We start from the raw sequence: 12,179 nt of genomic DNA, 5'->3' as shown, positions 1-12,179 counted from the left end.
TATCCTGTTGAGGTGCTATGCCATTTATCAGCGAGTGTCTGGAAATCGCCCCGGCCTGCGAAGAGCGGATGCTGGGACGCGAAGGGCTGCCCCTGCTTGGGGAGGCGGGCGTCTTCCTGACCGGCCTCTCGACGATACGGGAGCACTACCTTATCCGCCGCAACCGACCGGAGTTTCATATCCTGATGGTGAGCCATGACGAGGGGGGCGCCCTGCTCACCGATGGCGGGGAGCAGCCCATCCCGGCGGGAGCCCTGGTCTTTCTCCCGGCCGCCGTGCCGGGGGGCCTCAGGCTGGTGGGGGAAGCCTGGCATACCAGCTGGATCCTGCTGGACGACGTGCCGCGCTGGCAGCATCTGCACCGGCTTGGTCATCGCATCTGGCAGGGGGAGGAGGGGGAGCAGCTCTATCACCTGCTCAGCCTGATGCAGGGGGAGGGAATACGTTCGCCGCTCCAGCCCCAGCTGCTGAGCCTGCTGCTGGCGCTCTTGGAGCGGACCCTGCAGGGGGAGGTGCGCGGCACGCCGGAGCTGCGGCTACAGGCGCTGTTTCGGCGGGTGGAGGCACGTCTGGACGAGCCCTGGAGCGTGGCCCTGCTGGCCGACCAGATGGCCTGCTCGGTGCCCCATCTGCACCGGCTCTGCCAGCAGGTGTTCGGCATGGGCCCTATGGCCTGGCTCACCGGGCTTCGCATGAACAAGGCGCGCCAGTTGCTGCTCTACACCAACTGGCCGCTGGCCGAGTTGGCGGCCCGGGTCGGATACAGCGACGGCGCCAACTTTGCCAACCGTTTTCGCCGCCTGACGGGTCAGACTCCGGGGGCCTTTCGTCGACTGGGTCGCAAACCTTTCGCAAGGGAGGTGCAAACCCTTTGAAATTGTTGGCTCAAGTCCATAGGATCGACGGGCCACACAGTCAAGGTACAGATCCATGTTTGAAGATAATAATCAGAAACGTCCCCTCTACATTCCCTACGCAGGTCCAGCCCTGCTGGAGACGCCGTTGCTCAACAAGGGCAGCGCCTTCACCAGCGAAGAACGCAGCAGCTTCAATCTGGAGGGTCTGCTGCCCCAGAACATCGAAACCATCGAAGAGCAGGCAGAGCGTGCCTATCGCCAGTTCATGGCGTTTGGCAACGACATGGACAAGCACATCTATTTGCGCAACATCCAGGATACCAACGAAACGCTCTTCTACCGCCTGCTGAACAACCACCTCACCGAAATGCTGCCGGTCATCTACACCCCGACGGTCGGCAAGGCGTGCGAGGAGTTCTCCAACATCTATCGCCGCGCCCGTGGCCTCTTTATCTCCTATCCGGACAAGGACAGGATCGATGACATGCTGCAAAACGCCACCAAGCAGAACGTCAAGGTGATCGTGGTCACCGACGGCGAACGCATCCTGGGCCTCGGGGATCAGGGCATCGGCGGCATGGGCATTCCCATCGGCAAGCTCTCCCTCTACACCGCCTGTGGCGGCATCTCCCCGGCCTACTGCCTGCCGGTGGTGCTGGATGTGGGCACCAACAACCAGCAGCTGCTGAACGACCCCTTCTACATGGGGTGGCGCCATCCGCGCATCTCCGGCGAAGAGTATGACGAGTTCGTCGATGCCTTCATCCAGGCGGTCAAGCGCCGCTGGCCGGACATCCTGCTGCAGTTCGAGGATTTCGCCCAGGGCAATGCCACCCCGCTGCTCAACCGCTACAAGGATGAGCTGTGCTGCTTCAACGATGACATTCAGGGGACCGCCGCGGTGACCCTGGGCAGCCTCATCGCCGCCTGCAAGGCCTCCGGTGCCAAGCTCTCCGAGAAGCGGGTCGCCTTCCTCGGGGCGGGCAGTGCCGGGTGTGGCATCGCCGAGCAGATCGTGGCGCAGATGAAGGCCGAAGGGCTGACCGACGCCGAGGCGCGGGGCCGGGTCTTCATGGTGGATCGATTCGGTCTCATCACCGACAAGATCCCCAACCAGCTCGACTTCCAGCGCAAACTCTCCCAGCCGGTCGAGCGGATCAAGGAGTGGCCGGTGGGGGACAACATCTCCCTGCTGGAGGTGATGGAGCACGGTCGCCCGGACATCCTGATCGGGGTCTCCGGCCAGCCGGGTCTGTTTACCGAAGAGGTGGTCAAGACCATGCACAAGCACTGTGCCCGTCCCATCATCTTCCCGCTCTCCAACCCCACTTCCCGGGTGGAAGCCACCCCGGCGGATCTCATTCGCTGGACCGACGGCCAGGTGCTGGTCGCCACCGGCAGCCCGTTCGCACCGGTGGAGTACAAGGGTAAGCGCTACGTCATCGCCCAGTGCAACAACTCCTTCATCTTCCCGGGGATCGGCCTTGGGGTGATCGCCTCCGGTGCCAACCGGGTGACCGATGCCATGCTGATGTCGGCCAGCCGTGCCCTGGCGGATTGTTCACCCCTGGTGAAGGGGGAAGAGGGCTCCTTGCTGCCGGATCTGGCGGACATCCATCAGGTCTCCCGCTACATCGCCAAGATGGTGGCCAAGACCGCCATGTTGCAGGGCAAGGCGGTGCAGACCCCCGATGATGTGATCGATCAGGCCATCGAGGCGAACTTCTGGCGTCCCGAGTACCGCCGCTATCGTCGTACTTCCTTCTGATCCCAAGGGGACAGACATGCAGAAGGGATGCCTCGGCATCCCTTTTTTGTGCACGGCTGTGAAGGAAGAGGAGGTTATTGTGCCGGTTGCTCGGCGGGGGCGGGCTCGGCGGGATTGCTGACACCGGTGACCCGGATTTCGACCCGGCGATCCGGGGCCAGGCAGTCGATGAGGGCAGCCCTGGCCTTGATGGCATCACACTGGGTGCCGGTGACCGGGTTGCTCTCGCCGTTGCCCTGGATGCTCACCTTGTCTGCGGGCAGCCCCTTGCCAATCAGGAAGTTGGCGACCGTGCTTGCACGGGCCTCCGACAGTGCCTGGTTGTTGGCATCCGAGCCGATGCGGTCGGTGTAGCCCATCACCATGGCGTTGCCATCCTTGGGTTTGACGTCGACGATCTGCTGGTAGAGGGCGTCGAGTGCCTGCATCCCCTCCGGTTTGAGCTCCGCCTTGCCAAAGGCAAACAGCACATCCGAACTCAGGTTGAAGGTCTGATCCACCGGCTCGGGAGCCGGGGGCGGCGGTGCCACGACCAGAGGCGCGGCCACCGGCACTGCGGCGACGGTGCGATTGGGGTGAAGTACCAGCTCGATGGTGGCGGTACTGATGTCGCTGACCCAGCGTTTGGTACCGCTGCCCACTTTATCGTTGTCAGGATCGTCCCCGACTCGCACCATGTAGCGGTAGCGGGTCTGGATGTCTACCCAGTCGCTCAGTCTGGCGGTCAGGCCCAGACCCGCCAGGGGAGCCAGATTGTCATCTCCCCCGTTGACGGAGTCGACGTGATAGAGATAACCGCCCCCTTCGGCAAAGACAGAGAAGATGTCCCCCAGCGGCAAACGGCCAATGACCGACAGGGTGGCCCCCTTGCTGTTGAAGTCCTGGCCGGCAATATCCCAGTCACCGGTGGAGAGGTAGCCGAGCTCTGCCCCCAGATTCTCGTTGTAGTTGTAGCCGACAAAGGCGTTGATGGCGGTTGCGTCCTTGCCGACGTCCTTGCTGAAATCATCGATGTCATGGGCAAAGGCCCAGCCACCCCCAGCCCCCACATACCAGTCGTGAACAGGTGCCGCCTGGGCGGCACTCGTCGCCAGTGCCAATGCAATCCACACAGGTTTCAGTCTTATGTTCATCGCGTATCCTCGTCGATGTTGGGTGTTATAGGGCTCCCAGCCCTTTGCTATGTATAGCCAACATTATGTATAGGCGATGTGAGCGCTTTAACCATTTAAGTGACGCATCTGTATGGAGAATCGGTGGGGCAGGTAGGTGGGCGGCCCGCGTTGGTGGTGCCGTGCGGGCATTAAAGAAGGGGCCGGAATGGCCCCTTTTTGCAACAGGTGGTCAACCTCTTATTGCTGCACTTCCTGTACGCCGGTGACGCGGACTTCGACGCGGCGATCCGGTGCCAGGCAGGCGATCAGCTGAGCCTTGGCCTTGATGCCGTCACACTGGGTACCGGTGACCGGGTTGGCTTCACCACGACCTTCGATGGATACCTTGCCAGCCGGCAGACCCTTGCCAACCAGGAAGTCGGCCACGGTGCGGGCACGGGCTTCAGACAGCTTCAGGTTGTAGGCATCGGAGCCGATGCGGTCGGTGTAACCCACCACCACGGCGCTGCCATCTTTCGGCTGGACGTCGATGATCTGCTGATACAGGGTGTTGAGCGCAGCAGCCCCTTCCGGCTTCAGGGTGGATTTGCCAAAGGCAAACAGCACGTCCGAGCTCAGGGAGAAGTTCTTGTCGACCATGACGGGCTCGGGAACCGGCTCGGGAGCCGGTGCCGGGGCTGGTGCCACATAGGTGGTGCGGTTCGGGTGCATCACCAGTTCCAGGGTGGCGACGCTCATGTCGGTTTTCCAGGTTTTCTGATCGTCACCCAGATCCCACATGTAGCGGTAGCGGGCCTGCAGGTCGATAAGGTCGGAGAGCTTGGCAGTCAGACCCAGACCCGCCAGCGGCGAGGTCCCGTTGTCGCTCTGGCCATTGCCGTTGACGTGGTTGAAATAGGCACCCCCTTCGGCGAAGACGGAGAAGATGTCATTCATGGGCAGGCGTGCGATACCGGACAGGGTGGCACCCTGGGTTTTGAAGTCGACGCCATCGACGCCAGCCTTGCCGGCATAGAGATAGCCGAGCTCGGCGGCAAAGTTCTCGGTGAAGTTGTAACCGCCGAACAGGGAGAGCGCGGTGGCGTCCTTGTCAGCATCCTGGCCGAAGGTATCCAGGTCGTGGCCATAGGCCCAACCTGCACCCATACCCGTGTACCAGTCGTCGGCCGCTTGAGCGGTGGTGGTTCCCATGGCTGCAATGGCCAGAGCAATCAGGGTTGGTGCCATTTTCATTTTCATCGTTTTATCCTCGTTGAGTTGCCGTGCTATGGGCGTACTGCGCACTCTTTGTTATACCGGTCGCAGATGACACTTCATGTGCGACACCGTGAGCGGATCACGGACGGCTTGAATAAAAAATGGATGGAAACCTGGATTCTCATGAAGCTGTTTCTCCATGGACAACTAACCGGGCACTGAGCACTTTTAATAGTTCATCCAATGTCTTACAAGCGTTGCTACTGTATTCTTTTGAATCAGCGTGATCAAGTTTCTGCACAGATATGCAGCGCCGACACCGGTGTCGCGGGGCCGCAATACGGGGGTAAAGGGGAGAAAAGGTGAGACAGAGAGTGTCGCTGGGGGGAGGAGAGAGACAGCAAAAGGGGATGCCGTGGCATCCCCTTTTTTACGTTACCTGAGCGAAGTCAGATTACTTTTGAACTTCTTGTACGCCGGATACGCGAACTTCTACGCGACGGTCCGGAGCCAGGCAGGAGATCAGCTGAGCCTTGGCCTTGACGCCGTCACACTTGGTACCGGTGACCGGGTTGGCTTCGCCGCGACCTTCGATGGCAACCTTGCTGGCAGCCATACCCTTGCTGACCAGGAAGTTGGCAACGGTGCGGGCACGAGCTTCAGACAGCTTCTGGTTGTAAGCGTCGGAACCGATACGGTCGGTGTAACCAACAACAACGGCGTTGCCGTCTTTCGGCTGGAACTCAACGATTTGCTGGTACAGAGCGTTCAGGGCTTGCACACCTTCGGCCTTCAGGCTGTCTTTGCCAAAGGCGAACAGCACGTCGGAGTTCAGGGCGAAGTTCTTCTCAACGATTTGCGGAGCCGGGGCCGGTGCTTCTTCAACAACCGGGGCCGGAGCAGGCGCTACGTAGGAAGTACGGAACGGGTGGTAAACGGCTTCCAGGGTCGCAACGCTCTGGTTGGACTTGTAGCGTACGTTGTCGGCGTGCAGGTCAGCCACGTCCCACATGTAGCGGTAGCGAGCTTGCAGATCCAGCGCGTCGTTGACCTTGTAGGTCACACCGGCACCGGCCAGCGGGGATACTTTGGTATCGCTGGTGCCCAGACCGTCGGTGTGGCCCCAGTAGGCGCCAGCTTCACCGAACAGGGAGAAATCGTTGCCCAGCGGCAGACGAGCGATACCGGACAGGGTGGCACCCTGGCTCTCGTAACGGTTGCCGTCGGTGTTGCCACGGCCGGTGTACTGGTAGCCCAGCTCGGAACCGAAGTATTCGTTGAAGTTGTAACCAACGAAGGCATTGGCAGCAGCCGCATCTTCTTCGCCAACGTTCACGCCTTCGATCTTGTTCAGACCGTTGAAGTGAGTTGCACCAACACCGGCGCCGAAGTAGATGTCGTCAGCGGCGTGAGCTGCAGTTGCACCCATGGTGGCCATAGCGATGGCGATCAGGGAAGGAGCCATTTTCATCATAAAATAATCCTCGTTGAGATGGCACGTTGTTCACGTGCTTCGCACTTTGTAATTTATGTAAGCTGCTGGCTCTGTCGACCAACGACGTTGGTGCGAACAGGGATCCTAGATCCATCCAGGAGGCACGTATCTGGGTGCACAAGTGCGCGGGTTGCACTGTCGACAATGCATACTCCGCCACGAACAGCCGACGTCATTCCGATGACGTGGCGCACTTTATGCCCATTTCAAAACATGATCAAGCTCACAGATAAGGGATGGGGCAAATTGTGTCGTAGGGATAACTGGCTGTTTCTTGGGATTTATTAGTGATCCAAGTAGGCGCGATGCAGTTTCTTCTCAAGCTTCATATAAGCCTCAGCCCAAGCGTGCCGCGGGGTGGCGTCACCCGCCCTGACCGAGAGGACAGCAAGATAGTCAGCCTCAGTTGCTTCGCACAGCAAGGGTGTGAAACTGAGCAAGAAGTGACGGGCGAGGTAGGGATCGAGAGGCCAGATGTTGAGGATGGCCCGCGCCACGGGCTGGACGGCGGTAGAGCAGATGAAGTGCCGATGACCCGCTTCCAGCCATTGGGCCATCTCGGCGAGGCTTTCTTCCGGCACGATGCCGCCATCGCCTTTCTCCCTGGCCAGCGTCATCGTATGACCATTGCCCAGTGCCAGGGTGCCGTTTTCTGCCACGACGCCGTCGTGGCTGCGCAGGGGAAGCGTCGTCTGGCCTTCAAGATAGAGGCTGCAGCTGTCCGGGAGGGCCGCCAGCACGGTGGCGGCGTCCCCCTGCATGGCAATGGGCAGCCAGAACGCCTCGGCCCGGGTCTGCAGACCCTGGGCGAGCTGACGGGGGAGGGAGTCCGGGTCGGAATGAAGACGGGAAATGATGCCGGGAAATGCCATGCTGATGACTCTCTTGGAAATAACCGGCGAATTATACGAGGGATGGCCGGGCAACAAGAAAGGTTTCTTTTCGAGACTGTTTACCTGAGGCGACGCAGCGATTACCATCCCCGAGGTTTGTGAAGGGTTGTCGTCGAAAGACGCTGATTATAGATAGAGGCTCGACCATAACGAGTCCGTTCAAAACTGATACACTTGACTACGAGTCGTCGCGAAAAATAAAGGTGGAGTCAATCCGCCGAACGGAGTATGGAACACATGAATTCAAATATCGTAACTGTTGGCAAGAAGATCCGTCAGATCCGCGAAGCGGTAGGCCTGAGCCGTCCCAAGTTTGCCGATCTGCTGGGCGTCCCCCCAACCACCCTGAAGAACTATGAACTGGGTTACCGTGAAGTCGGAGGCGCCTTCCTGGTTGCCCTGGCCCACCACCCCGATCTGCACAAGTTCACCCTCTGGCTGCTGGCTGACAAGAAAGTCGCCGAAATCGGCCAGATCGGTCCGGACGATATTGCCAAGGCTTGATTCAGTTCAACCTTGATAAAAATGCCGCCCTCGAGGCGGCATTTTTTATTTGTCAAAATGGAAAATTATTTAATTAAATAATGCGTTGTGTGCGGCTAGCGGCGATTTTCACTAAATCATCTTGTCGGGCTGGATTAATCCACGGAACACTCCGACCCTTTTAATTCAGGCGGTGATCCACACAGCGAGACAACGATGAGCCAATCCATTACCAAAGCCAGAGATGGGTTTACCAGCACCTTTGGCGTGCTGGCCGCGACCCTGGGGTCTGCCGTCGGGCTCGGCAATATCTGGAAGTTTCCCTATCTGACCGGTGAGAATGGTGGCGCCGGTTTTCTGCTGGTCTATGTCATCGCCACCCTGCTGGTGGGATTGCCGGTGATGATCTCCGAGATCATGCTGGGACGCGAGGCCAGGACGGATGCGGTCAGCGGGCTCATCAAGCTGGCCCCGAAGGGGCAACCCTGGTGGCTGATCGCCGCTATGGGGGTGAGCGCGGCCTTCCTCATCATGTCGTTCTACTCCGAGGTGGCGGCCTGGGTGTTTGCCTACATCTTCAAGGCGGCTAGCGGCGAGATCCTCTCCACCGATCCCGCCGTCACGGGTGCAGCCTTCAATTCACTCATCACGGATCCCTTGCAGAGTCTGCTCTGGCAGTGGCTGGTGCTGGCCCTGATGGGGGGGATCTTGCTGATGGGGGTCTCCAGGGGGATCGAAGCGGTCACCAAGCGGTTGATGCCACTGCTCTTCATCCTGCTGCTGGTGATAGGCGTGCGCAGCCTGACTCTGCCCGGAGCGAGCGAAGGACTGCATTTCCTGTTCTCGCCGGATTTCTCCAAGGTGACCGCAGGCGTCGTGCTGACAGCCATGGGGCTGGCGTTCTTCAAGCTCTCCATCGGGATGGGCTGCATGATGACCTATGGCAGCTATTTTCGCGATGATCAGCACATCCCTCTCACCACGGTACGGGTGATGTGCGCGGATCTCTTCGTCTCCATGCTGGCGGGGATCGCCATCTTCCCGGCGGTGTTTGCCTTTGGCTTCGAGCCGAGCGCAGGCCCCTCCCTGCTGTTCATCACCATACCCGCGGTCTTTGCCAGCATCCCCTTTGGACACCTCTTCATGGTGCTCTTCTTCGTGCTCTCCGCCATCGCAGCCACCGGGGCCATGCTCTCCATCCTGGAGGTGCCGGTCTCGGTGCTCTCCGAGCGCTTTCACATGAGCCGCACAAGGGCGACCCTGATCAACCTGCTGGTGCTGGGGGCGGTCGGCTCGACCTGTGCGCTCTCGAGCAGCACGCTGGCGGATGTGCAGGTTGGCGGGAAAACCTTCTTCGATCTGTTCGACTTCGTCTCTTCCAACGTGCTGATGCCCCTTGGGGGCATCTTCCTCTGCCTCTTTGTGGGCTGGGTCTGGGGCTTCGAGCGGATGACGACGGCGCTGACCAATGGAGGCAAGCTGGCGCTGCCCATCCTCAGGCCCTTGTTTTTCATCATCCGCTATGTGTCGCCGCTGCTGATCCTGGTGGTGATGCTCAAGGGGCTGGGGCTGTTCTGAGCCGCGTAACCCGAAACAAAAAAGCGCCTATTGGCGCTCTTTTTGTCTTTTACCCCGATATGCCTTCATATCAGGCAGAGTCGTGACAGCTCCTCCTTGAGCTGCTCCAGGTTGCGCTCGACACAGGCTTCCCCTTCGTTGATGGCGTCGCTCGCGCGGTGGAAATCCATGATGGAGAGGTTGCCAAGGCGCGGGCAGAGTTGGATCTCGGGGGGATCCCCGGCCATCCGGGCACGGGTGATGCGCTCCTGCATGATGTTGATGGAGCCCGTCATCACCCCCCACATGCCGGGGGTACTGGGTTCGCGCTCGCCCCGGTTCAACCACTGGCTGAGCAGCCCTCCCTGCACCGGCTCGTCCGGTTCGTCGGTCCAAGGCTGGTGCATGTCGGTGTTGAGGTTGACGGCGATCACCACCTCGGCTCCCATGGCGCGGGCCAGGGAGATGGGGACCGGGTTGACCACGGCCCCGTCCACCAGCCAGCGATCCTCCACCCGGGTCGGGGTGAGCAGGCCGGGCATGCCGCAGGAGGCGCGCACGCACTGGCGAAGCGGCCCTTCCTGCAACCAGATCTCGCGGCCGGTATCGAGTTCGGTGGCGACGCAGGCAAAGGGCAGCGGCAGGCTTTCGATGGCGGGATCCCCCAGATGGCCGGCGGCGATGCCAAACACCTTGTCACCGCGAAACAGGCCGCCGGAAAGGGCAGGATCGAGCAGCCCCATGACCTGCAGGCGGCTGAAGCCGCGCACCCAGCTCTCCAGCTTGTCCAGTTCACCAGCGGCATAGGCGGCGCCGACAAAGCTGCCGATGGAGCAGCCAGCCACCAGATCCGGCTTGACGCCCAGTCGCTCCAGGGCACGGATGATGCCGATGTGGGCCCATCCTCGGGCCGCACCGCTGCCCAGGGCCAATCCCAGACGGGGTTTTCGTGACACAGTTGCGTCTCCTGACATGAAGTGGGAGTCCAGCTTACTCCGGCTTCTCCTGTCCGTCATCCCGCCACGCTTCGCTGCGATTGCGGCCGTTGGCCTTGGCCTGATAGAGGGCGATATCGGCGCGGCGGATCACCTCCTGCAAGGAGATGGCCGGTGACTGACGACAGTGGCCCAGGCTGACGGTCACCTTCAGCTCGGCCGCGATGGCGCTCCAGGGATGCTCTGCTATGCACAGACGAAGCCGCTCGGCCAAGGGGGCCAGAGGGATCGCTTCATCGGCGACGAGCAGCAGGAACTCCTCGCCGCCCCAGCGGATCAGGTGGCACTCCCGTGTCAGCAGGGACTGGCAGAGCTGCACCAGACGGATGAGGACCTGATCGCCCACCCCGTGGCCGAAACGGTCGTTGACCTGTTTGAAGTGATCGCAGTCAAACATGATGGCGCCGATGCGTTGGCGGCCTGCCAGGGCCTGGCGGTGTTCGAAGGCATCGAAGTAGTGGCGGTTGAAGGCGCCGGTCAGGGCATCGTGGCGCGACAGGTAGTTGAGGCGCCGGTTGAGGCGCTGGGCACGCAGGCTGGAGACGGTCGCCACCACCAGACAGAGAATGGTGATGAGCGCCGTCGCCGATTGCCACAACAGCGTCTGCAGCAGAGGCAGCAGCGGGATGCGATGGATGAGGGAGAGCGGTGTCTCCGGGATGGGATAGACGAGCTGCAGGGCGCCCTGTTGCCACTCATATTCCGCTGACTGCGTCGTCCTGACCGGGGGCGGCGCGGTACCGGACTGGCTGCTGGCGAGGATCTGCTGATGGGCGTTGAGCAGGAACAGGGTACCAATCCGGGGGGCGAGGCGGTGCAGGGTTTGCGCCAGCGTGACGGTCTGGATGTCGATGCTGAGCAGGCCAATGATCTGGCCTCCCTGGGTAATGGGCTGGGAGAGGGTGATCATCTGCCCCCGTCCGGCAAAATCCTGGTAGGGGCGCGAGAGCATGGCGTGCTCCAGGTGGGGATACCTGGCCATCGCCTCCTGCCAGTAGGCCTTGCTGTAAATCACGGGATCGAAGCGAAACTGGCTGGATGGCACCCAGGGATAGAGGTAGATGAAATTGTCCGTACCGGTGAAGTAGATCCAGGCCACGTCCCTGTCCAGCAGCTTGCTGGCCGTGGCGAGCAGGGGGGAGAGGCTGAGGGCGAGATGTATTCTGGCTTGCCGCTCGCTGCCGTCGTGGGGCAGCGGGCCCTGCCCGGTCAGGTTGCCGATGAGGGCGGGGGGCAGATCGACGGGGATGCGATCCAGGTTGATGCCGTGCTCCCCGTCGGATTGCAGCGCCTGATAGAGCTGGCGAGAGAGCACGGACTGGGGATTGCTGCGCAGGCGCTCCTCCGCCTGGCCGCGCATGGCCTCGAGGAAGGTTTCCATTCGCTGGTGCTGGCTGCTGAGCTGGGTCGCGGCGTTGATGGTGTCACGCTTGTTGATCTCGGTAACCTGGCGAAACGCATGTTGCAGGGCGAGCAGCAACAGCAGCAGGCCGAGGCCCAGCAGCAGCCACTGCAATCGGTATCTGGCAAAGGCGGGGGAGGGAATGGACATGGGCGTACCGGAAGATGGCGAGAGTCGGCATCAGTGTAAGGCAGAACCCTGACGTGCGTGCCGACAAGATGCGTTTTTGATGATCTTCTCACCGGACTGTTACGTTTTGTCACATTTATACATAGTCACGGCATAGTCAGGGGGTAACATGGTGCCATCCTTGATGAAGCTATCTCTTCTTCCTCTCTCTTTGACTGCATGGATCTTGTGATGAAAACGCGCGTGTGGCTGTGGCTTTTCCCTTTTCTTCTATTGCTGGCGGCGGGC

Annotated in this window: 10 protein-coding genes; 4 read left to right on the top strand and 6 right to left on the bottom strand. The window is 60.9% G+C overall.

Translation table 11 applies throughout. The annotated features are described in order from the left end of the window. Positions 1-17 precede the first annotated feature (17 nt). A complete protein-coding gene (locus AACR77_RS21395) occupies positions 18-875 on the top strand; it encodes a helix-turn-helix transcriptional regulator (RefSeq protein ID WP_041213342.1) in 858 nt (285 codons plus the stop codon). Between the two features lie 55 nt (positions 876-930). Then, on the top strand, positions 931-2,625 hold the full coding sequence (locus tag AACR77_RS21390; protein WP_039039301.1) for an NAD-dependent malic enzyme: 1,695 nt from the start codon (positions 931-933) through the stop codon (positions 2,623-2,625). 74 nt (positions 2,626-2,699) lie between these two features. Here the strand turns inward: AACR77_RS21390 and AACR77_RS21385 are convergent, their stop codons facing one another. The 4 genes from AACR77_RS21385 to AACR77_RS21370 all read right to left on the bottom strand — a co-directional run bounded on the left by AACR77_RS21385 (position 2,700) and on the right by AACR77_RS21370 (position 7,304). Then, positions 2,700-3,758 carry an OmpA family protein gene (locus AACR77_RS21385; protein ID WP_042882465.1) on the bottom strand — a complete coding sequence of 353 codons (1,059 nt, stop codon included), beginning with the start codon at positions 3,756-3,758 and terminating at the stop codon, positions 2,700-2,702. A gap of 219 nt (positions 3,759-3,977) precedes the next feature. After that, on the bottom strand, positions 3,978-4,979 hold the full coding sequence (gene ompA / locus AACR77_RS21380) for a porin OmpA (protein WP_042882464.1): 1,002 nt from the start codon (positions 4,977-4,979) through the stop codon (positions 3,978-3,980). 412 nt (positions 4,980-5,391) lie between these two features. After that, the gene (ompA, locus tag AACR77_RS21375; RefSeq protein ID WP_010673501.1) at positions 5,392-6,411 is read right to left on the bottom strand and encodes a porin OmpA; all 1,020 of its coding nucleotides are present in this window, start codon (positions 6,409-6,411) and stop codon (positions 5,392-5,394) included. A 305-nt stretch (positions 6,412-6,716) separates the two neighbouring features. Beyond that, positions 6,717-7,304 (bottom strand): hypothetical protein, encoded by a 588-nt coding sequence (locus AACR77_RS21370; RefSeq protein WP_042882463.1) that lies wholly within the window; start codon positions 7,302-7,304, stop codon positions 6,717-6,719. A gap of 258 nt (positions 7,305-7,562) precedes the next feature. Between AACR77_RS21370 and AACR77_RS21365 the strand changes: the two genes are divergently transcribed. Beyond that, complete coding sequence (locus AACR77_RS21365) at positions 7,563-7,829, top strand: helix-turn-helix domain-containing protein (protein ID WP_010673503.1); 267 nt, start codon at positions 7,563-7,565, stop codon at positions 7,827-7,829. A 195-nt stretch (positions 7,830-8,024) separates the two neighbouring features. Next, the gene (locus AACR77_RS21360) at positions 8,025-9,386 is read left to right on the top strand and encodes a sodium-dependent transporter (RefSeq protein WP_042882462.1); all 1,362 of its coding nucleotides are present in this window, start codon (positions 8,025-8,027) and stop codon (positions 9,384-9,386) included. A 65-nt stretch (positions 9,387-9,451) separates the two neighbouring features. Here the strand turns inward: AACR77_RS21360 and rssA are convergent, their stop codons facing one another. Further along, the gene (gene rssA / locus AACR77_RS21355) at positions 9,452-10,321 is read right to left on the bottom strand and encodes a patatin-like phospholipase RssA (RefSeq protein ID WP_029313973.1); all 870 of its coding nucleotides are present in this window, start codon (positions 10,319-10,321) and stop codon (positions 9,452-9,454) included. Positions 10,322-10,355: 34 nt separating this feature from the next. Further along, positions 10,356-11,912, bottom strand: a complete 1,557-nt coding sequence (locus AACR77_RS21350; RefSeq protein ID WP_042882461.1) for a sensor domain-containing diguanylate cyclase — start codon at positions 11,910-11,912, stop codon at positions 10,356-10,358. Positions 11,913-12,179 lie beyond the last annotated feature (267 nt).

Source organism: Aeromonas sp. ZOR0002, assembly GCF_963866995.1.
Lineage (GTDB): Bacteria > Pseudomonadota > Gammaproteobacteria > Enterobacterales > Aeromonadaceae > Aeromonas > Aeromonas caviae.
Note: the sequence above shows the minus strand (reverse complement) of the source record. Positions and strands in the feature narration are given on the sequence as shown.